Below are 20,598 nucleotides of genomic sequence, written 5' to 3' on the forward strand. Positions count from 1 at the left end.
GGAGCCTGCGACGTCAGGTCTTTGAGATCGTCTCACGCCCAAAACGCTGAATGAGAAAATCGAGAAAGACACGGATTTTCGGAGCCACGTGCTGACGTGAGGGATAGACTGCAAAATGCGTGATCTCCGCCGTCGCCCAGTCAGTCAGCACCGTTTCCAATCGCCCCTCCTGAATGTCGTTCTCGACGTAGGGACGCGGGATCAGGCTGATGCCAAAGCCCGCGCGCAGCGCATCCCGCACAGCAAGGCTGGAGGATACCGAGTAGCGTGCCTTGACCGGAATGCGTTCGGTCTGGCCGTCCCTTGTGAACTCCCAGACATCGGCGTTGCCTCCATAGGGAAAGCGGATGTGATGCAGAGCCTTGAGGTCGGAAGGCGTCTGCGGTTTTCCGTGCGTTTCGAAATAAGCGGGAGCTGCGCACAGCACATGCGGCATTACCCCGAGCTTCCTCGCGATCAGGCTTGAATCTTCAAGGTTGCTATAACCCCGAATGGCGAGATCGAAGCCTTCGCGGACGATATCCACGCGGCGGTCATCGAGATGGAGTTCAAGGCTGAGATCGGGATAGCGCGAGAGGAATTCGGGGACCGCTTCTGACAGGCGGACTAGCGCGACGGTCATCGGGGCGCTGACCCGCAGCGTGCCGACGGGCGACGATTTCGCGGGCGAAAGCGCTGCTTCGGCTTCGATCAGGGCATCCAGGCCCCGCGTGACATGGTCGAGGTAGGTCTTGCCCTCTTCGGTCAGCGCCATGCGCCGCGTGGTCCGGTTGATCAGCCGCACGCCCAGATGCGCTTCCAGCTCTGCCACGTTCTTGCTCACCGCGGGAGGTGAAAGACCGAGCTTCCGGCCCGCTTCGGCAAAGCTGCCCAACTCGGCCACATGCCGAAACACCTGCAAGGCCGTATACCGATCCACTCTATTCTTTCCTATTGGATATGAATATCTTTCAAAATTACCATATTATGATCCAGTATGGAATTCTTTATCTCCATGGAAAAGAAATTTCGCCAGGAGATACCAATGCACCATCCAGCAATTGACCTGATCGAGCGACGTGTTTCCGCCAATCGCTTCGATCCATTACATTCCCTGACGAACACCGAGATCGAAGGCCTCGTGCGGCTTGCAACGCGCGCGCCCACGGCCTTCAACCTTCAGAACTGGCGTTTCATTGCCGTCCGGAAAGCGGAGGCCAAAGCGAAACTGCGAGACCTCGCCTATGGTCAGGTCAAGGTTTCCGACGCCGCTGTAACCTTCATCATCTGCGGCCAGTCGCCCGATCACGAGAGCCTTGGCGAGCGACTGCGGCCCTTTGTCGAAACCGGCCTGATGCCGGAAGCGATGGCTTCGGGATGGCAAGAAACCGCCCGTGCCAAATATGCCGCCGATAGCGAAGCGAGTCGCGATGAAGCCATCCGCTCGGCAACCCTCGGGACGGCAACGCTGATCTACGCAGCCGAGGCCATGGGGCTCGCGTCAGGCCCGGTGAGCGGGTTCGACGCTGCCGCCGTTTCTCGCGAGTTCGGTCTCGCCGGGGGTGAGATCCCCGTCATGCTTCTTCCTGTCGGTCGCGCAGCGCCGGGCAACTGGCCCCAGAAGCCGCGCCGTCCACTTTCCGAGGTCCTTCAACTGTCATGAAACAGAACCTTTCAGACCTGTCGCTGACGGCCCTCGCACCGATGGTCTGGGGCAGCACCTATATCGTATCGACGGAATTCCTCGTGGGATTCTCGCCGATGACGGTCGCAATGCTGCGTGCGTTGCCGGCAGGCGTATTCCTGCTGGCGATCGTACGCCAGTTGCCGGCCGGCATCTGGTGGTTGCGCTCCTTCATCCTGGGTGCGCTCAACATCTCGATCTTCCTCAGCATGTTGTTCGTCGCCGCTTATAGGCTTCCTGGCGGTGTCGCTGGCACCGTGCTCTCGGCCCAACCGCTGATCGTCGTCTTCCTGGCTTCGTTTCTGTTGTCTTCCCGGCTTCGCGCGTTGGCGGTCCTGGGCGCGTTGGCGGGCATGATCGGGGTTGCTTTGCTCGTCCTGACGCCGGACGCTGCGCTCGACCCCATCGGCATTGCAGCCGGTCTGGCTGGCGCGACCTCCATGGCCATGGGCGTCACTTTGGCGCGCAAGTGGCAGCCACCCGTGTCGCCGCTCACCTTCACGGCATGGCAGTTGACCGCCGGTGGCCTCCTTTTGGTTCCTGTCGTCGTGCTGATCGATGGCTCCATCCCTGTTCCAACGCTTTCCAATCTCATGGGCCTTGTCTGGCTTGGCCTGATCGGCGCAGCTTTGACTTATGTCCTCTGGTTTCGCGGGATTGGACGGCTGGCGCCTTCGGTTGTCTCCTCGCTCCTGTTCCTTAGCCCCCTGACAGCGATGCTGTTCGGATGGGGGTTCCTCGGACAGTCCCTGACGGTGTTGCAGATCACCGGCGCCAGCCTCGTCATCGGCAGCATCTGGCTCATCCAGCGCTCGAGCTGATGCACGTCCGGGGGATGCGATGCAAGCCGGCTTCGGCGCGCCCCGCAAGGGACGCCATGCCGGTCACATCTTGCCGATGAGGACCAGGCGGCCGGGCTCGATGACGCGGATGGCGTGTTCCACGCCCGCCTCGACCACGAGATGGTCGCCCGGCCCGCAGGAAAGCGTGGTGCCGTTCATGCTCAGCTCGAAACGGCCGGAGACGACGATGGCGAATTCGGCCGTTTCTCCCGCATGGGACGGGATGTCGGCTTCCACCGCAGCGTCGATCACCAGCATGTCGCCGAGCCTTCCGGTGATGCGGCCGCGAAAGCCGGGGGCCTCGATGCGTGTTTCCTCGCTCATGCCGCTTCCTCCCTGGTGGCGATGAAGAGATAGCCGGCGCCGGCGACGTCGCGCGTTTCGACCGGCACCAGCCCGGCATCATGCGCCCATCGCGCGAGCGTCTCCGGCTCGTCGAAGCGCATGGTCTCCGCCATGCTGGCGGAAACCCTGGCGATCTGCCGGCGGAAGGCGGGCGGGGACGTGACGAGCGCCAGCTGGCCGCCGGGTTTCAGCACGCGCGCCATCTCCTTGAGGCTTTCGGACGGCTGGGGAAAGAAGAAGAAGGCATTGAGGCAATAGACCTTGTCGATCGTGCCGCTCGCGACGGGCAGGGCCGCGGCATCGGCCTCGTGCAATGTCAGCCGCCCCCCGGCGAGCGCCCTGGCGTTCAGCCGGCCGGAATTGGCCACCATGTCCGGGCTGTGATCGATGGCGACGGCGCGACAGCCGCTTTTCAGCAGCCGGCGCAGGAAGACGCCACCGCCGCAACCGACCTCCAGGACGAGATCGTTCCTTTCCGGCGGAAGCCGCCGGAGCGCCAGATCGAAGCCGATCTTGTGGCCGAGGGGAAAGCGGTAGAGCAGGTAGCCGAGAAGGCCACCCGGCCGCCGCGCGATGCGGTCGACCATCGTGGAGGAAAGTTTCAGCATGGACTGGCCTCGATTATCGGGTCACGGGGATGGCGCGCGCGGCGCGCGAGACGAAGAGAAGGGCAAGGACGAGCGCCAGGCCCGCGCCGGCGAAGGCGGGCACATAGCCGGTGCGCCCCGCCACCCAGACGACGAGGCCGGCAATCGCCATCTCGCCGAGGACGTTGGCGCTCTGGAGCACGGTGACATCCGTGCCCGCCTGTTTTCCCGCGCCGCCGAAGGCCATGATGATCGTCGCCGCCGAGACGGCGATGAAGCCGCTGGCGACCGACAGCACGCCCATTGCCGGCAGGACGGAAGACCAGCCTGTCGGCAGGATGCCCGCGGCGATGAGGCCGAAGAGGGCGAAGGACACGGCGGCGAGCGTCATGCCCGTCCCCATGGCGAGCCAGCGGTTGCGGGCCGTCAGCGCGCTGCCGAGCGGGCAGCCGAGCGCCAGCATCGCAAGGCCGCTGAACGTGGCGACGAGACCCGTATCCTGGTTCGACCAGCCCTGGTCGACGAGGAAGATCCTGCTGACGCTGAGCCCGCCCGCATGGGCGCCGCCATAGATGAAGGCGAGCAGCAGAAGCAGCGCGATGCCGGGGCGGCGGAACGTATCGGCGAGCCGGGCCTTGCCGCTGCCATGTGCCGTGGCGGGACGCGGCGGCTCGCGCCAGGAGAGGGCGAGCGCGATGGTCAGGACCGGGGCCAGCGCGAGCAGCAGGAATATGCCCTGCTGGCCAAGCCTGTCGGCGACCATCAGCACGCCGCCGCCGCCCACCATGAAGCCGCCCATCATGCCGCCGACCTGCAATGCATTGGCATAGGCAAGTCCGCGTCCTGCAAGCTGCTCGGCAGCCAGGCCGTCCGTCGCCGTGTCCTGCGTGGCGCTGGCGATCGAGCCGATCATGAGCGCCGTCACCGCCATCCAGAGGCCGGCCCCATCGAGCGGAAGGACGGCGAGCAGAAGGAGGCAGGCGGCAAGGATCGCCTGCATCGGCACGATCCAGCTCTTGCGGCGTCCGAGGCCTGCGCGCCAGCGGTTGTCGACCGTCGGTGCCCAGAGGAACTTGACGATCCAGGGCAGGCCGGCGAGCGGCACCAGCGCGATGACGTCCATGGAGACGCCGCTCTGGCGCATGAGCACGGGCACGGCCTCCATGGCAAGCCCCATGGGCAAGCCTTGCGTGAAGTAGAGCGCGCCGATCAAAAGGAAGAAGCGCAGCCGGCCGGCTTGCGCCGGCGCGGGCGCGTCGGAGGCGGCGAGGAGCACGGCATTGTCGGTTCCGCTCATGTCACCACACCCTGGCAAGCGTGATGCCGATCGTCCGGCCGGGCGCGGCCACGCCCATGTCGGTGCCGCTATAGCTGAAATAGTTCTTCAGGTAGCGCTCGTCCGTCAGGTTCTTGGCCCAGAGGCTGGCGCTCCAGCCGTCCTTCTCGACGCCGACATGGGCGTCCACCAGATGCGTCGGCGCCTGCCGGTACGCGTTGTCGGCGGTGAAGGCGTAGGAACTGCGGAACGTATAGTCGAGGCCGGCCTTCAGCACGGCGCCGGCGTCGAGTTCGCGCTCGAAGCGCAGGCCGGCGCTGAAGCTGTGGCGCGGCGCGAAGGGCAGGTCGTTGCCGGTATAGACCGCGCCCATCACCGTATCGACAAAATCGTCGTACCGGGCACGAGTGTAGCCGTAGCCCGCCCGAAGCGCGAATTCCTCGGTGATCTGCGCGGTCGCCTCGATTTCCAGGCCCCTCGACGTCGCCGCCGCGGCATTGCGATAGACGCGCGTGAAGGGCGTCGTGTAGATGACCGCCTGCTGGTCCTTCCAGTCGATGTAGAACAGCGAGGCCGCCAGGGTGAACCGGCCGTCGTCGGATGTCGCCTTGGCGCCGAGCTCGTAGGACGTGGTGGTTTCCGGGTCGTAGCGGTTCGCGTTGCCGTCCGCCTCGATATAGGGGCTGATGCCGCCGGACTTGTAGCCGCGGCTGACCTTGGCATAGGCGATGTTGCCTTCGGAGACGTGATAGGTAAGGGCCGCCTCCGGCGAGAAATTGGAGAAGGAGACGTCGCCCTCGGCCCGGCCGGGCATGCCGAACATGAAGCTGCCGCTCGGCGAGGAAATTTCGCTCGTCGTCGACTTGCGGTCGTAGGTGTAGCGCCCGCCCGCCGAGACCTCCCATTGCGGCGTCAGGAAATAGCCGACCTCGCCGAAGACCGAAACCGTATCGGCCGATTGCTCGAAGACGTCCCGGCTCCAGACATCGCGCGGGAAGGACGCCAGGTCGAAATACTGCGTGCCCTCGAAGCGCTCGTGCATGTAGAAAAGGCCGCCGCTCCAGCGCAGGACGTCGTCATCCAGCGAGGACAGGCGGATTTCCTGGCTGAACTGGCGCTGCGTCTCCTCCTGGGCCTGGCCGATGAAGGGCGTGGCGGTGAAGTCGCCGTCAAGATAGCTTTTCATCCGGTGGCCGCGGAACGCGGTGATGGAGGTCAGCCGCACGGTCTCGAAGTCATGGTCGATGCGCACGGAAAGGCCGCCGCTGTCGACGCTGTTTTCCGGCTCGAAGTCGTGGGTCGCCTCGTGGTCGAAGGCGAGCGGCAGCGGCGCATACCAGAGCCCGCCGTCGCCGCGGTCGCGCGTGTAGTCGCCGATGATCCTGACCGTCGTGCCGTCGCCCACCTCGCCGGTGGCGACGATGCGGCCGGAGAAGAGATCGGTGTCGCTGACATCCTCGCCCGTCACGAGGTTTTCGATATAGCCGCGATTGCCGCTCCAGGCGGCGGAGGCGCGCACCGCCCAGTCCGTCCCCTCGATCGGCGTCTCGAAAGCCGCCTTGAAGCGCGTGTCGAGGTCGGTGCCGATGGTGGCGGAGACCGTGCCGCCGGGGGTGTCGCCGGGTGCGCGTGAGATCAGGTTGATCGCGCCGCCGATCGTGTTCTTGCCGTAGAGCGTCGCCTGCGAGCCGCGCACCACCTCGACGCGCTCCAGGTCTTCGAGGATGAAGGGGTAGCCCATCGGGCGGGCAAGGTAGACGTCATCGAGGAACAGGCCGACGGCCGGCTGCCGGTCGACGCCGCCGGCAATGCCGAGCGAGGTGACGCCGCGAATGCTGACGGGGCCGCCCTGTCCGTTGAAGAGCACGTTCGGGGTCCTGAAGGCGGCGTCCTCCATGGTGTCCGTCCGGCCCTTGCCGAGCTCCTCGGCGGGGATGGCGGTAACGGCGACGGGCGCCTCCTGGATCTTCTCCTCCCGCCGCCGCGCGGTGACGACGATCTGTTCGAGAACGGTTGCCCCGGACGTATTGCCGCCGGCCTCTTGCTCCTGCGCGGCAGGCGAACCGGCGTCGATGAGAACGAGGCCCGTGGCCGCAAGGACGGTTGCGGCGCGCAGGGCGGCGTGGCGTTTTCCATTCATGATGAATTCCCTCATATTTACGAGGGTCTTCGCATGGGGGCTGCCCGGCGGACAATCGCATGGCCGTTCGGGATCGCGGCAAAGACGTTCGGGAATCGGACTATCGGGCTCAGCGCGCCCTGCCGGCGATGGTGGTGGGCGCGACGCCGAAGCGGCGGCGGAATTCCGTGGCGAAATGCTGCGGCTGGTAGCCGACCTGCCGGGCGACGCGGGCGATCGACGTCTCGCCGCCCTCCAGCAGCAGCCGGGCGGCATCGAGCCGGCTTGTCTTGACGAAGCCGTAGACGCTGGTGCCGAACAGCGCCTGGAAGCCGCTGCCCAGCTTCTTGGCGTTCGTGCCGACGCGGCGGGCGAGCTCGGGCACGCTGGGCGGGGAGGCGAGCTCGGCGAGCAGGATGCTGCGCGCCTCGTGCAGACGGGCGATGTCACGCGCCGGCCATGCCGCCGTGATGCCGGCGCCGGTACGGTCGGGCGCGCTGGCCTCATCGAGGACGTGGGCGACCATCTCCATCGCCTTGCCGGTCATGTAGAGACGGCGGGCCGGGCCCTGCAGCGGGCAGCCGAGCATCTGCCAGGCGATGGTGCGCGCGGCTTCCGGCAAGGCAAGGCGGGGATCCGGCGTCTTGCGCGAGATCAGCGCGAGCGTGTCACCGCCGACCAGCGGTTCGGCCATGTCAGCCTCGATCTGCACGAAGACGGCCGCAACACTGCCGTCGCGCTGAACGACATGGCGCGTGGCGACATTTTCGCTGGTGGAGAAGATCGTGCCGCCGCCGCTTTCCCAAAGGTGCTCTCCGAAACCCTCCTGCTGGACGGACAGGCTGCCTTCCAGCAGGGTGCCGAGCCAATGGCCGGGCGGCGTGATGCTTTCCCAGACCGTTTCCCGCCGCACGGTGGCGGTCTCCAGGAAGATGTTGAGGCCACAGGCGCGGATGATCTCCACGGCATTCTCCGGGGGAGAGGGAGGCGTTGCGGCTGGCGTGATGCGGTATGCCGCGAACGCGTGTTTCGACCGGAGAACGATCACAATATATGAGTATGATAGTCAAGTTAATTGTGCGATCGACCTACCAAGGAAACGGCGGCGCCAGCCGGCTCGACGGGGATCTGATGAAGAGGCGTGACAGCATGACCGGCGGAATCCAGGATTGCGCCCCGCAGGTCTTACGGGTCGGTTCCGCGGTGAGATATGGGCGCCTGCGAGAACAAATCACCGGGATTCATCAGGTCGATATTGTCGTCGGACGTAGACCGACTGCAGCGATTGAATCCCCAGCCCATGAGCCCAGAACGGTAGGGCTCATGAGTTTGGCCTCGTATTGGCCTATCGGAGAATACGGCGCAGCCTCGCGTCCATCTGCGCTGCTGCATCTTCAGGGCTCATCGAGCCTCCGATTACCGCGTTGAAGAGCGTGCGGATGATCTCGCTCACTTCGTTATACCGCGGCGTCACTGGCCTGGGGATTGCACTTTCAACGACGGCACGGGCGCTTTCAACCCAGGGCATGGCGTTCTGTACGTCCGGGTCGGTGTACAGTGCAGTCCGCGGCGGGAGATAGGAGGCCTCGATGGCCTTGATCTTGGTGGCTTCCGCTCCCGACAGGAAGGTGACGAGCTTCTTTGCTTCCTCCTGATGGCGCGAATAGGCGGAAACGGCCCATTCCCAGCCGCCGAGGCAACTCACGACCTTGCCGCCGTCGACCGCGGGCAGGGTCGCGACGCCGACCTTGCCCCGAACAGCGGCATCCTCGCCCTGGAAGTTGCTCCAGCCATAGCCCCATAGCGACGCGAACACCGCCTTTCCGGCCTGGAATTCCCGGCGCGTGTCGTCGGTCCCGACCTCCGAAATGTTCTTCTTCGCGATGCCTTCGTCGACGAGGCTCTTCCAGACGTTGAAGGCCGCGACCGCGCCGTCCTTGTCGAAGGAGAATTCGCCATTCTTCGTCAGGTCGTGGCCGGCGCTCCAATAGGGCAGCAGGAAGGTGCAGACGGCGCCTTCGATGGCCTTGCCCTGGAAGCTCATGCCCTGCAGGTTCGGGTCGCCTTCGCCGGCCAGGATCTTCCTTGCTGTTTCGGCAAGCTCCGTCCAGGTTTTGGGCACGGGAAGCCCGTATTTGTCGAGCAGATCCTTGCGATAGTAGAGAAGCAATGCGTCGGCATGTGCCGGCATGGCGATGAGCTTGCCGTCGACGGTGTTCGCGTCGGCATAGGCCTTGATGTAGTCTTCGAGCATGGGCGCGGCTGCAGCCGCATCGCCGAGCGGAGAGATCCAGCCGGCAGCGCTGAACTGCGCAGGGCGGATGATGTCGAGGATCAGCACGTCCAGCGACGGATCGCGGCTGGACAGGACCGTGTTGAGGTATTGCGCCTGCAATTCCGACGTGGCGCCGCCGAGTTCGATCTCGATCTTGATGCCGGGATTCCGCTGCTCGTACAGGTCGGCGATCTTGCGGTGGATGCCCGGACTTCCCTGGCTCGAGACGAACATGCGCAGCGTCGTATCGGCATGGGCCGGCGCTTGCAAGCCGATGGCAAGCGCTGCCGCCGTCCAGGCGATGATGGGGCTTTTCATGCTTGGTTCCTCCTCCAAATTGCTCCCATGCTAATAATAGCGCTGCATAATGATGCGTCAATCTGTGAATCGAGTTCGGAAAATGATCGTATTTCCACAATATTTGTATGTTAAATCAGCTAGATAATCACAATATCGGTGCGGTCGCTTATAATAGCGCTACGATTTTATTTGATTTTACCCGCCTTGCTGCGTAACGTTTCCTCGGTCAGAGGCTCCATGGCGGCGGTGCTGCCGGGGCGCAATCGAGAGGAGGAATGGGATTGTCAGACCTTATACGCTACGGCCTGATCGGGGCCGGCATGATGGGGCGCGAGCATCTTCGCAATATCGCGATGACGCCGGGCTCCAGGATCACGGCCATCGCGGATCCGGATGCCCGGTCGCGTGCGCTGGCCGCCGAATGCGTTCCCGAAACGGCCCAGCTTTTCGACTCGGCCGATGCGCTCCTTGCCAGTAACGCCGTTGACGCCCTGGTGATCGCAACGCCGAATGACACGCATGCGGATGTGCTGGCAAGGATCCTCGACCGGGGCCTCAGCCTGCCGATCCTTCTGGAAAAGCCCGCCTGCACCTCCGCCGAACAACTTACCTGGATGTCGACGGCGCTTGCCGGCTACACGGCGCCGCTATGGATCGGCATGGAGTATCGCTACATGCCGCCGGTTACGGAACTCGTGGAAGAGGTTCGCAAGGGAACGGTCGGCGACCTCAGGATGATCGCGCTGCGCGAGCATCGCTTTCCCTTCAAGGAGAAGGTTGGCAACTGGAACCGCTATGCGGCGCGTACGGGCGGCACGCTCGTCGAGAAGTGCTGCCATTTCTTCGATCTCATGCGGCTGATCGCCGAGGACGAGGCGGTGCGCGTCTATGCCTCCGCCGGCATCGACGTCAACCATGCCGACGAGCGGCGCGAGGACGGGAAGCGGCCCGACATCATCGACAATGCCTTCGTCACGGTCGACTTCAAGTCGGGAATCCGCGCCTCGCTCGATCTTTGCATGTTCGCCGAAGGCGCTCTCTGGCAGGAGGAGTTCGCCGCGACCGGCTCGCTCGGCCGGGTCGAATGCTTCGTGCCGGGGCATCGCGGCGAGGAGGCCGGCAGGCATTCCGAAATCGAAATCAGCTTCCGGCAGGAAAAGCGCCAGCCCGAACGCCGCATCGTCGAGGTGGACGCGCAAGTGCTGCATGCCGGCGCACACCACGGCGCGACCTTCTACGCGCACCAGAAATTCCGCAAGGCGATCCTGGGTGCCGGTCCGGTCGAAGTGACGTTGCAGGACGGCCTGAAGGCGGTTGCCATCGGGCTGGCGGCGGAACGTTCCGCCAAGGAAAAACGCGTCGTCACCATCGACGGACTGACGCTGAACTGACGGGCATGGCGGCGGCAAGCGAAGGATCGGCGGTGCCGCCGATCCTTCGCTTGCCCCGTTGAGAAGCCCGCTCCGTTCGCGCCCAAAGGGCAACTCTTCGTTTCCGTGCAATCGGCGACAAGCCGCACCCTGCGCTCCCGCCGGAAATGCCCTAGCTGCTGCGGCGGTGCTGCAGCGTGAAGCGGGTGTCGATCGTGCGATGTGCGTCCGCTTTTTCGCCGTGCAGGTGCTCTTCGATCAACCTTGCAGCCTCCCGGCCGATCAGGTCGCCGGACGGACGGATCGTGGTGAGCGGCGGGTTGCAGGCGGCGCTGAAGCTGAGATCGCCAAAGCCGATCACGGCGAGCCGGTCCGGCACGGCGATCTTCTGGCGCTCGCAGGCAAAGAGCACGCCGAGCGCGATATGGTCGTTCGAGCAGGCGATGCCATCGGTCTCGGGGTGGAGTCGCAAGGCTTCCGCCAGCAGCATCGAGCCGATTTCGGCGGAGGCCGTGTCGGGATGCTCGACGACTTTCGCAGCCGCTCCGGTCACCCTGGCCGCCTGCAGGAAGCCGTTGCAGCGCTGCCTGGCGCGGCGGTCCTGGTGCATGCGCGCGCCGAGGAAGAGAAGGTTGCGACGGCCCTGCCGGACCAGGTGCTCCGCCGCCGCGATGCCGACCTGATCGTGGTGGAAGCCGATGGCGGCGTCGATCTGCGGGCCGCCCAGCTCCCAGATCTCGATGACGGGGATGGCGACATTGGCCAGCAGCCGGCGCGTCGCCGCGCTGTGCGAAAGGCCGGTCAGGACGATCGCCGCCGGCGCCCAGGAGAGCGCCATGCGGACCAGTTCCTCCTCTTCCTGCTCGTCATATTCGGTATGGCCGAGAATGAGCTGCAGGCGCTGCTTCTTGAGCGCCGTCTGCATGGAAGAGACCGTCTCGGCGAAGAAGGCATTGCGCACCGAAGGCACGAGGATGCTGACGGCGCGGGAGGACGCAGCGGCCAGGCCGCCGGCCATGAGGTTCGGCACATAGTTGAGCTTGTCGATCGCCCGGCTGATCGCCTGGCTCGCAGTCGCCGAAACCGCCTCGGGCTTGCGCAGGAAGAGCGACACGGTGGAGGGGGAGACATTGGCGAGCTCGGCCACGTCGGACATCGTGACGGACTGCATCTTGCGGCGATGGCGCGGCGGCTTTCGCATTGTGTTGTCCACGGTCAACTCCATAGCGCTATTATTGTATAAATAGCACACTTTTGATCATGTCGCAACGACAATCGCAGGTGTGCGAATATGTAATATTCTGAAAATAAAGAGACTTTTGTCAAATTTCATGGAAATTGCGTTCTCCCTCGCACCAAAAAACATTTTTCAAGCCCGTCTTGCATCAAATAAATCGTAGCGCTATTATCGCCTGAGATGAGCCGGATGCCCGGCCGCGCTTGGGAGAGAGGAATGGCTTCTGTCAGCCTGCGAAAGCTGGAAAAAAGTTACGGTTCGCTGCGAATCGTGAAGGGCGTCGACCTTGAAATCGCCGATGGCGAGTTCGTCGTCTTCGTCGGCCCCTCGGGCTGCGGCAAGTCCACGACGCTGCGCATGGTCGCCGGCCTCGAAAGCATCAGCGGCGGCGAGATCCGCATCGGCGAGAAGGTGGTCAACCGCCTGCCGCCGCGCGAGCGCGACATCGCCATGGTCTTCCAGGACTATGCGCTCTATCCGCACAAGACGGTGCGCGAGAACATGGGGTTCAGCCTGAAGGTTCATGGCGTGCCGGCGCGCGAAGCGGATGTCCGCATCAATGAAGCTGCGGAGATGCTCGGCATTTCCCATCTGCTCGAGCGCCGCCCCGGCCAGCTTTCCGGCGGCCAGCGCCAGCGCGTCGCCATGGGGCGCGCCATCGTGCGCCGGCCGAAGGTCTTTCTGTTCGACGAGCCACTGTCCAATCTCGACGCCAAGCTGCGCGGCCAGGTGCGCACCGAGATCAAGCGTCTGCACCAGCAGATCGGCACGACGATCATCTATGTCACGCACGACCAGGTCGAGGCCATGACCGGCCGCAAAGCGTCTTCGTCGGCGGCTTCGTCGGTTCGCCGGCGATGAACTTCGCCAAGGCGAAGGTCGAGGCGGGCTGTCTTGCCTTTGCAGACGGCAACAAGCTGCGGCTGGAGGCCGTGCGGGCCGGGCGCGAGACCGGTGTGGAGGGTCGCGACGTGGTCGTCGGCATCCGGCCGGAGCATTTTGGCACGGCAGCCGATCCGGCGGCCGCGCTTGTCGCCCGCGTGCAGGTCGTCGAGCCGCTCGGCTCGGACACGCTGGTGCACTTTGCCGTCGGCGGCGACGTGCTGACCGCACGCATGCCGCCGGAGATGCGGCCGGAGCCCGGCTCGGAATTCCGGATCGGCGTCGACCCCACGAAAATCCATCTTTTCGATGCCGCAAGCGAACGCGTCATCAACTGAATGCCAGGCGCTTTGTGCGCTCCATCAACGGGAGGATAGAATGAACACCAGGATCCTGGCGGGTGCGCTCGCCACTGCCGCCATGCTTGCCTTCGCCGCGCCGGCCTTTGCCGACACGGATCTGAAGATCTTCGTTTCCAGCCAGCACCAGCCGGATGTCTGGCGCAAGGTGCTCGACAAGTACGAGGCCGAAAATCCGGGCGTCAAGGTGGCGATCGAGACAGGCGGCAACACCTCGGAAGCGCAGGCGCAGTACCTCAATACCGTCATGTCCGCCAAGGACACCAATCTCGACGTGCTGATGCTCGACGTCATCCGCCCGGCGCAATATGCCGCCGCCGGCTGGACCTCCGCCTTCGAGGGCAAGGACATGTCGGTCTACCTGCCGGCCTATGTCGAGGCGAATACGGTCGACGGCAAGGTCGTCGCGCTGCCGGCCTTCGCCGACGCCATGTTCCTCTACTACCGCAAGGACCTGCTCGACAAATACGGCATTACGCCGCCGAAGACCTGGGACGAGCTGGCGGCCGCCGCCAAGAAGGTCGCCGAGGGCGAGAAGAACCCCGACCTGCAGGGCCTTTCCTTCCAGGGCAAGGCCATCGAGGGCGCGGTCTGCACCTTCCTGCTGCCCTACTGGAGCCAGGGCAAGAATCTGGTCGAGAACGGCAAGCTGACCTTCGACCATGACGCCGCCGTCACGGCGCTGTCGCTGTGGAAGGGCTTTGTCGACGACGGCACGGCCAAGAAGAACATCGCGGAAGTCGCCACCGACGATACCCGCAAGGAATTCCAGGCCGGCAGCGCGCTCTTCGCGGTCAACTGGTCCTATGCCTGGACGCATTTCCAGGGCGCGGAATCGGCCGTCAAGGGCAATGTCGGCGTGACGCGCCTGCCGGCGCTCGGCTCCGGCGAGCAGGCAAGCTGCCTCGGCGGCTGGGAATGGGGCGTCTCGGCCTATTCCACCCATCAGGACGAGGCCAAGAAACTTGTCGAATACCTGTCGAGCGAAGACGTTTCCGTCTTCATGGCCGCCAACGGCTCGCTGCTGCCGACCTATGCCGGCGCCTACAAGAACGACGAGGTGCTGAACGCCGTGCCGTGGTTCGCCGACGCGCTCCAGGTGGTTGAGACCGCCAAGGCCCGCCCGGTCACGCCGCGCTACAACGAGGTGAGCGAGGTCATCCGCACCACGGTCAACGCGGTGCTCGCCGGCGTCACGACGCCGGAGGACGGCGCAAGCCAGATCGAGGCGCGCCTCAAGCGCATCCTGCGCTGATCGCGATACCCATCGCCGGAAGGGCAGGGCGGCCTGCCCGCCCTTCCGCCTCCCCAACCTGAATTGCCGGGAGTTGCCCCCGTGTCGACGACCTCCACCCTCAATGCGGCAAGCTCTGCCGACCGCGGCCCGCCGGCCTGGACGCGCTGGCTCGATCTCGGCGACCGGGCGCTGGCCGTGGTCCTGCTCGCGCCCGCCGCGATCCTCCTCGCGCTGATCATCGTCTACCCGGTACTGCGCCTCGGCTATACCAGCTTCTTCAGCCTGTCGCTGACGTCAGGCCTGCCGGCGGAGTTCGTCGGCCTCGAAAACTACAGCCTGATGCTGGAGGATCCGGTTTTCTGGGAAACCACCTGGAACACCATCCTCATCACGCTCATCACCGTGCCCGGCGCCCTCCTGGTCGGGCTGGCACTGGCCCTGCTCGCCAATCTCCCCTTCGGCGTGCAGTGGCCGGTGCGCCTTTCCCTGCTGATCCCCTGGGCGCTGCCGCTCTCCTTCGCCGGCCTGATCTTCGCCTGGTTCTTCCATTCTGAATACGGCGTCGTCAACGACGTGCTGAACCGCCTCGGCTTCGAGGGCATCATCTGGTTCAACTCGCCGAACTGGGCCTTTGCCGCCATCTGTCTGACGATCATCTGGAAGACCTCGTCCTTCATGGCGCTGATCATCCTCGCCGGCCTGCAGACGATCCCGCGCTCGCTCTATGAAGCCGCCGATGTCGACGGCGCCGGGCGCATCCGCCAGTTCTTCGAGATCACGCTGCCGCTCCTGAAGCCCTCCATCGTCGTCGCGCTGATCTTCCGCACGATCACGGCGCTGCAGACCTTCGACATCCCCTACATGATGACCGGCGGCGGCCCCGGCACGTCCACCGCCACGCTCGCCATGTACATCCACCAGAACACGGTCTCCTTCCTCGATCTCGGCTACGGCTCGGCGCTCGCCGTCGTGATGTTCGCCCTGTCGATGTGCGTGACCGCCGTCTATCTCCGCGCCATCCGGACCAAGGAGTAAGCCATGAGCGCCGTCGCCAATCCCGGATTCTCCTCGCTTCTCTCCGGCCGTCCGCTGCGCTTCATCGCCGGTGGCGCGCTGATCGTCAACGGCATGTTCCCGGCGCTGTGGATCCTCTTCACCTCGCTGAAGACGGAAGCCGAACTCACCGCCAAGCCGATCACCTGGATCCCGCACGCCCCGACGCTCACGAACTACATGCAGGCCTTCTCCGACCAGCCGCTGCATCTCTTCCTGTTCAACAGCTTCATGGTGGCGCTGCTGTCGACCTGCCTGACGCTGCTGGTCTCGGTGCTGGCGGCCTATGCGCTGGCGCGGCTCAACCTGCGCTATCGCGGCCTCATCCTGTCGCTGATCATCGCCGTCTCCACCTTCCCGCTGGTGACGCTGCTCGTGCCCCTCTTCGAGATCATGCGCACGCTGAACCTGCTCAACACCTGGGTCGCGCTGGTGCTGCCCTATACCGTGCTGTCGCTGCCGGTCTGCACGCTGATGCTCGTCTCCTTCTTCGAGGGCATTCCGCGCGATCTGGAAAACGCGGCGATGATCGACGGCTGCACGCGTATGGGGGCGCTCTTCAAGGTGGTCGTGCCGCTCTGCGCGCCGGGCGTCTTCACCGCCGGCATCCTTGCCTTCGTCAATGCCTGGGACGAGTTCCTGCTGGCGCTGTCCTTCAATTCCAATCCGTCGCTGCGCACACTGCCCGTCGGCATCCAGCTCTACCAGGGCGAGTTCGCCTTCCCATGGCCGGTCATCTCCGCAGCCCTCGTCGTCGGCATCGTCCCGGTCGCCGTGCTGATCGTCATCTTCCAGGAGCGCGTCGTCTCTGGTCTCACCGCCGGGGGATCAAGGGATGACGAAGCGCGAGCTTTCCGAACTGCGCAGCCAGCGCTGGTTCGCCTCCGACGACATGCGGGCCTTCGCGCACCGCCAGCGCACCCAGCAGATGGGCATGCGCCGCGAAGAATTCATGGGCCGGCCGGTGATCGGCATCATCAACACCTGGAGCGAGATGAGCCCCTGCCACGCGCATCTGCGCGACCGGGCCGAGGCCGTCAAGCGCGGCGTCTGGCAGATGGGCGGCTATCCCGTCGAGCTGCCGGCGATCTCCGTCGGCGAGGTCATGGTGAAGCCGACCACCATGCTCTACCGCAATTTTTTGGCCATGGAATGCGAGGAGCTGCTGCGCTGCCATCCGATCGACGGGGCGGTGCTGCTCGGTGGTTGCGACAAGTCCACTCCGGCGCTGCTGATGGGCGCCTTCTCGATGGATATCCCGGTGATCTTCTGCCCCGCCGGACCGATGTCGAACGGCCAGTGGCGCGGCGTGAAGACCGGGGCGGGCACCCACACCAAGAAATACTGGGACGAGCTGCGCGCCGGCAACATCACCCGCGAGGACTGGGTGGACCTCGAAAGCCGCATGACGCGCTCGCCCGGCACCTGCAACACCATCGGCACCGCCTCGACCATGACCTCCATCGTCGATGCGATGGGCATGACGCTCTCCGGCGCCTCCTCCATCCCCGCCGTCGATTCCGGCCATACGCGCATGGCCTCCGCCTGCGGGTCGCGCATCGTCGAAATGGTCTGGGAGGACCTGAAGCCGTCGAATATCCTGAATCGCGACAGCTTTTTGAACGGTCTCGTTGCCTATATGGCGCTCGGCGGCTCGACCAATGCGGCCGTGCATCTCATCGCCATGGCGAAGCGTGTCGGCGTGGCACTGACGCTGGACGACATGGCGGCAATGGCGGGCAAGGTGCCGGTCGTCGCCAATGTCTTCCCGTCGGGCGAATATCTGATGGAAGACTTCTACTTCGCCGGCGGCATCAATGCGCTGCTACGGAAGCTCTCGCGGCATCTCAACCTCGACCGGCCGACCGTCAACGGCCGCACGCTCGGCGAGAATATCGCCTCGGCTGATTGCTGGAACGACGAGGTGATCCGCAGCGAGGACAATCCCGTCGTGCCGCTCGCACGCGGCAAGACGCTGGAAGTGCTGCGGGGCAACCTCGCGCCGAACGGCGCGGTGATGAAATCCTCCGCCGCCAATCCGAAATTCCTGAAGCATGTCGGCCCGGCCATCGTCTTCGACGACCCGCGCACGATGAACAGGACACTGGACGACCCGGACCTCGACATTACCGAGGATACCGTCATCGTGTTGCGCAATGCCGGCCCGGTCGGCGCGCCGGGCATGCCGGAATGGGGCAACCTGCCGATCCCGAAGAAGCTGCTAAAGCAGGGCGTGCGCGACATGGTGCGCATCTGCGACGGGCGCATGAGCGGCACCCATTACGGCACCTGCATCTTGCACGTCTCGCCGGAAGCCGCCATCGGCGGGCCGCTGGCGCTGGTCAGGACCGGCGATCTCATCGAGCTCGACGTTGCCGCCGCGACCATCAACATGCGCGTCTCCGACGAGGAACTGGCCCGCCGCCGCGCCGAGTGGAAGCCGACCGCGCCGATCTACGAACGCTCCTTCGCCGCCCTCTACCAGCGCCATGTCAGTCAGGCGCACGAGGGCTGCGACTTCGACTTCCTGACCGGCACGCAGCCCGTGCCCGAACCGCCGATCTACTGAGGACCGATAGCATGAGCAGCAACAACCCCTTCAAGTCCTGGCTCGGCGACACGACGCGTGCCACCCCGCTCGGCACCTGGCTGATGGCTGCCGCGCCCGCGACGGCCGAAGCGCTCGGCTATGGCGGCTTCGATTTCCTCGTGGTCGACATGGAGCATGTGCCGGTCGAGTTCACCGACCTCGCCCATATCCTGCGCGCCATCGGCTGCACGCCGGCCGACGCCGTGGTGCGGCTCGCCTGGAACGACCAGGTTCTCGTCAAGCGGGCGCTCGATGCCGGCGCGCGCACCGTCATGCTGCCCTTCGTGCAGAACGCGGAGGAGGCGAAGGCCGCCGCATCCTATACGCGCTATCCGCCGCACGGCATCCGCGGCGTTGCCGCCGTGCATCGCGGCTCGCGCTTCGGCACGATCCCGAACTACCTGAAATCCGCCAATGACGACATCTGCACCATCGTCCAGCTCGAAACGCCCGAAGCCATCGAGCGCCTGCCGGAGATCGCCGCCGTCGAGGGCATCGATGCGCTGTTCGTCGGTCCCGGCGATCTCTCCGCCGCCATGGGCCATATCGGCAATATCGCCCATCCCGAGGTGCAGGCGCTGATCGAGAGGGCGGCGAAGGACGCGCACGCCGCCGGCAAGCCGGTCGGCATCGTCGGCCCCAACCCGGACATGGTGAAGCGTTTCATCGGCTACGGCTACGATTTCGCCGCCATCGCCTCCGACATCGCCCTGATGACCGGCCGGGCGAGCGAATGGCTCGGCCAGTTGAAGGGCGTCGAGAAGGCCCCCGCAACGCCGATGGCGGCTTACTGAGGGCGGCGCGGTGGAAGAAGGTTTTGCCCCCGTCCTCGATTTCAAGGCCGCGCTCGGTGAATGCCCGCTGTGGTCGGTCGCGGAGCAGGCGCTCTATTTCGTCGATATCAAGCGCTGCCGCATCCACCGCTACGATCCGGCGACGGGCGCGCTCGACGCGATGGAGCTGCCCGAGGAAGTCGGCTGCATCGGCCTTGCCGAGGGCGGCGGCTTCGTCGCGGGCCTGCGCTCCGGCCTCTGGCTTATCGACGCGGACGGCACGCTCCGGAAGAAGCTCGCGGACAATCCCGAGGACCAGGCGACCAGCCGCTTCAACGACGGCGGCGTCGATCCCGTCGGCCGCTTCATCGCCGGCACGGTGGACGAGACGCGCGAAAAGGGCATCGCCAGCCTCTACCGCTATGATACTCGCGGCCTGGCGCGCCTTGCCGGCGGGCTGCTCACCTCCAACGGCGTCGCCTTCTCGCCGGACGGCAAGCGGTTCTATCATTCCGATACGCTGCGCTACACGCTCTATGCCTGCGATTACGATGCCGAGACCGGCGAGGCGACGAACCGGCGGGTTTTCGCCCGCTTCGGTAGCGAGAGGGACAAGGGCCGGCCGGATGGCGGGGCGGTGGATGCTGAGGGTTGCTACTGGACCGCGCTCTATGAGGGTGGCCGCGTGCAGCGCTATGCGCCGGACGGCAGGTTGCTGGCCGAATACCCGGTGCCGGCGAAATGCCCGACCATGATCGCCTTCGGCGGGCCGGATATGAAGACGCTCTATTGCACCAGCGCCTCGATCGGCCGGCCCGACGAAGAGCTTGTCGAATACCCGCTTTCCGGCGCGCTCTTCTCCATGCGCACCGCTGTCGCCGGCCTCGCCCGACCCCTGTTCAACCCAGCCCGCTGAGGCATGCCATGACCTACGATACCGTACGCTACCATTCGCTCGAAGGCCGCACCGTGCTGATCACCGGCGGTGCCTCCGGCATCGGCGAGGCCATGGTGATGGCCTTCCGTGCGCAGGGCGCCCATGTCGCCTTCCTCGATATCGACGAGAAGGCGGGCAAGGCGACGGCGGAAGCGACGGGCGCGGAGTTTCATGCCTGCGACCTTACGGACATTCCGGCTTTGCGCGATGCGGTGGCGAGGGTCGAGGCTAGGCACGGCGCGGTCGACGTCCTCGTCAACAATGCCGGCAAGGACGACCGCCACCGCATGGACGAGGTGGAGCCGGACTACTGGCGACGCATGCTGGCGCTGAACCTCGACCACCAGTTCTTCGCGACGCAAGCGGTCGCCAAAGGCATGCGCGAGAAGGGCAGGGGCTCCATCGTCATGATGGGCTCGGTGTCGTGGATGCGCGGCAATCCGGTGATGGTCGGTTATACGACGGCCAAGGCCGCGATCAACGGCATGACGCGCACGCTCGCCCGCGACCTCGGCCCCGACGGCATCCGCGTCAACTGCATCGTGCCGGGTGCCATCGTCACGGAGCGGCAGAAGGCGCTCTGGGCGGGTGCGGAGGAGAGCCAGAAGTTCATCGACCTGCAATCGTTGAAATTCCGTCTCGACGCCGGCCATGTCGCCCGCCTCGCGCTCTTCCTCGGCTCGGATGAAAGCAGCGGCTGCACCGGCGCCAATTTCATCGTCGACGCCGGCCTCACGCAGAACTGAAGGTTTC

Annotated in this window: 17 protein-coding genes and 2 pseudogenes; 11 read left to right on the plus strand and 8 right to left on the minus strand. The window is 65.3% G+C overall.

Translation table 11 applies throughout. From position 1 onward, the window contains the following. Positions 1 to 13: 13 nt before the first annotated feature. On the minus strand, positions 14 to 919 hold the full coding sequence (locus shn_RS24365) for a LysR family transcriptional regulator (RefSeq protein ID WP_064333093.1): 906 nt from the start codon (positions 917 to 919) through the stop codon (positions 14 to 16). Positions 920 to 976: 57 nt separating this feature from the next. On the opposite strand from shn_RS24365, the gene shn_RS24370 reads away from it, so the two are divergent. Then, positions 977 to 1,642, plus strand: coding sequence for a nitroreductase family protein (locus shn_RS24370; protein ID WP_245337434.1), 666 nt, complete (start codon positions 977 to 979; stop codon positions 1,640 to 1,642). Then, positions 1,639 to 2,484, plus strand: a complete 846-nt coding sequence (locus shn_RS24375; RefSeq protein ID WP_064333094.1) for an EamA family transporter — start codon at positions 1,639 to 1,641, stop codon at positions 2,482 to 2,484. The genes shn_RS24370 and shn_RS24375 overlap by 4 nt, the downstream gene beginning before the upstream one ends. A 63-nt stretch (positions 2,485 to 2,547) precedes the next feature. Here shn_RS24375 and shn_RS24380 read toward each other — a convergent pair whose 3' ends face one another. The 6 genes from shn_RS24380 to shn_RS24405 form a co-directional block, all read right to left on the minus strand. Next, entirely contained in the window at positions 2,548 to 2,829 is a 282-nt protein-coding gene (locus shn_RS24380) for a cupin domain-containing protein (RefSeq protein WP_064333095.1), read from the minus strand. After that, positions 2,826 to 3,458, minus strand: a complete 633-nt coding sequence (locus shn_RS24385; RefSeq protein ID WP_064333096.1) for a class I SAM-dependent methyltransferase — start codon at positions 3,456 to 3,458, stop codon at positions 2,826 to 2,828. The genes shn_RS24380 and shn_RS24385 overlap by 4 nt, the downstream gene beginning before the upstream one ends. Positions 3,459 to 3,471: 13 nt before the next feature. Further along, positions 3,472 to 4,734: an MFS transporter gene (locus shn_RS24390; RefSeq protein ID WP_084438430.1), complete on the minus strand. Its 1,263-nt coding sequence runs from the start codon at positions 4,732 to 4,734 to the stop codon at positions 3,472 to 3,474. Position 4,735: 1 nt separating this feature from the next. Next, positions 4,736 to 6,853 (minus strand): TonB-dependent receptor, encoded by a 2,118-nt coding sequence (locus shn_RS24395; protein WP_168168963.1) that lies wholly within the window; start codon positions 6,851 to 6,853, stop codon positions 4,736 to 4,738. A 109-nt stretch (positions 6,854 to 6,962) separates the two neighbouring features. Then, complete coding sequence (locus shn_RS24400; RefSeq protein ID WP_064333098.1) at positions 6,963 to 7,796, minus strand: helix-turn-helix transcriptional regulator; 834 nt, start codon at positions 7,794 to 7,796, stop codon at positions 6,963 to 6,965. A 381-nt stretch (positions 7,797 to 8,177) separates the two neighbouring features. Then, the gene (locus shn_RS24405; RefSeq protein WP_064333099.1) at positions 8,178 to 9,425 is read right to left on the minus strand and encodes an ABC transporter substrate-binding protein; all 1,248 of its coding nucleotides are present in this window, start codon (positions 9,423 to 9,425) and stop codon (positions 8,178 to 8,180) included. A 263-nt stretch (positions 9,426 to 9,688) separates the two neighbouring features. On the opposite strand from shn_RS24405, the gene shn_RS24410 reads away from it, so the two are divergent. Next, positions 9,689 to 10,798: a Gfo/Idh/MocA family protein gene (locus shn_RS24410; RefSeq protein WP_371328613.1), complete on the plus strand. Its 1,110-nt coding sequence runs from the start codon at positions 9,689 to 9,691 to the stop codon at positions 10,796 to 10,798. Positions 10,799 to 10,949: 151 nt separating this feature from the next. Here shn_RS24410 and shn_RS24415 read toward each other — a convergent pair whose 3' ends face one another. After that, positions 10,950 to 11,990 (minus strand): LacI family DNA-binding transcriptional regulator, encoded by a 1,041-nt coding sequence (locus shn_RS24415; RefSeq protein ID WP_245337435.1) that lies wholly within the window; start codon positions 11,988 to 11,990, stop codon positions 10,950 to 10,952. A gap of 240 nt (positions 11,991 to 12,230) precedes the next feature. On the opposite strand from shn_RS24415, the pseudogene shn_RS24420 reads away from it, so the two are divergent. The 8 genes and pseudogenes from shn_RS24420 (at position 12,231) to shn_RS24460 (ending at position 20,591) form a co-directional block, all read left to right on the plus strand. Beyond that, positions 12,231 to 13,234: pseudogene (locus shn_RS24420) on the plus strand (ABC transporter ATP-binding protein). Positions 13,235 to 13,274: 40 nt separating this feature from the next. Beyond that, the gene (locus shn_RS24425; RefSeq protein ID WP_064333101.1) at positions 13,275 to 14,510 is read left to right on the plus strand and encodes an ABC transporter substrate-binding protein; all 1,236 of its coding nucleotides are present in this window, start codon (positions 13,275 to 13,277) and stop codon (positions 14,508 to 14,510) included. 81 nt (positions 14,511 to 14,591) lie between these two features. Continuing rightward, on the plus strand, positions 14,592 to 15,527 hold the full coding sequence (locus shn_RS24430) for a carbohydrate ABC transporter permease (protein WP_064333102.1): 936 nt from the start codon (positions 14,592 to 14,594) through the stop codon (positions 15,525 to 15,527). Positions 15,528 to 15,530: 3 nt separating this feature from the next. After that, positions 15,531 to 16,373, plus strand: a pseudogene (locus shn_RS35205) (carbohydrate ABC transporter permease); the annotation flags it as partial. Between the two features lie 7 nt (positions 16,374 to 16,380). Further along, positions 16,381 to 18,114 carry an L-arabinonate dehydratase gene (araD, locus tag shn_RS24445; protein ID WP_064333105.1) on the plus strand — a complete coding sequence of 578 codons (1,734 nt, stop codon included), beginning with the start codon at positions 16,381 to 16,383 and terminating at the stop codon, positions 18,112 to 18,114. Positions 18,115 to 18,125: 11 nt separating this feature from the next. After that, positions 18,126 to 18,929, plus strand: a complete 804-nt coding sequence (locus tag shn_RS24450; RefSeq protein ID WP_064333106.1) for an HpcH/HpaI aldolase/citrate lyase family protein — start codon at positions 18,126 to 18,128, stop codon at positions 18,927 to 18,929. A gap of 10 nt (positions 18,930 to 18,939) precedes the next feature. Then, on the plus strand, positions 18,940 to 19,824 hold the full coding sequence (locus tag shn_RS24455; RefSeq protein ID WP_064333107.1) for an SMP-30/gluconolactonase/LRE family protein: 885 nt from the start codon (positions 18,940 to 18,942) through the stop codon (positions 19,822 to 19,824). An 8-nt stretch (positions 19,825 to 19,832) separates the two neighbouring features. Then, positions 19,833 to 20,591, plus strand: coding sequence for an SDR family NAD(P)-dependent oxidoreductase (locus tag shn_RS24460; RefSeq protein ID WP_064333108.1), 759 nt, complete (start codon positions 19,833 to 19,835; stop codon positions 20,589 to 20,591). Positions 20,592 to 20,598: the final 7 nt, after the last annotated feature.

The organism is Shinella sp. HZN7 (genome assembly GCF_001652565.1).
Classification (GTDB): Bacteria; Pseudomonadota; Alphaproteobacteria; order Rhizobiales; family Rhizobiaceae; genus Shinella; species Shinella granuli.

Excerpts from the sequence above, each read along its gene's own strand:
- shn_RS24375 (WP_064333094.1), top strand. The coding sequence starts at position 1,639 with ATGAAACAGAACCTTTCAGACCTGTCGCTGACGGCCCTCGCACCGATG.
- shn_RS24405 (WP_064333099.1), bottom strand. The coding sequence starts at position 9,425 with ATGAAAAGCCCCATCATCGCCTGGACGGCGGCAGCGCTTGCCATCGGC.
- shn_RS24390 (WP_084438430.1), bottom strand. The coding sequence starts at position 4,734 with ATGAGCGGAACCGACAATGCCGTGCTCCTCGCCGCCTCCGACGCGCCC.
- shn_RS24450 (WP_064333106.1), top strand. The coding sequence starts at position 18,126 with ATGAGCAGCAACAACCCCTTCAAGTCCTGGCTCGGCGACACGACGCGT.
- shn_RS24395 (WP_168168963.1), bottom strand. The coding sequence starts at position 6,853 with ATGAATGGAAAACGCCACGCCGCCCTGCGCGCCGCAACCGTCCTTGCG.
- shn_RS24385 (WP_064333096.1), bottom strand. The coding sequence starts at position 3,458 with ATGCTGAAACTTTCCTCCACGATGGTCGACCGCATCGCGCGGCGGCCG.
- shn_RS24425 (WP_064333101.1), top strand. The coding sequence starts at position 13,275 with ATGAACACCAGGATCCTGGCGGGTGCGCTCGCCACTGCCGCCATGCTT.
- araD (WP_064333105.1), top strand. The coding sequence starts at position 16,381 with ATGACGAAGCGCGAGCTTTCCGAACTGCGCAGCCAGCGCTGGTTCGCC.
- shn_RS24380 (WP_064333095.1), bottom strand. The coding sequence starts at position 2,829 with ATGAGCGAGGAAACACGCATCGAGGCCCCCGGCTTTCGCGGCCGCATC.
- shn_RS24370 (WP_245337434.1), top strand. The coding sequence starts at position 977 with ATGGAATTCTTTATCTCCATGGAAAAGAAATTTCGCCAGGAGATACCA.
- shn_RS24460 (WP_064333108.1), top strand. The coding sequence starts at position 19,833 with ATGACCTACGATACCGTACGCTACCATTCGCTCGAAGGCCGCACCGTG.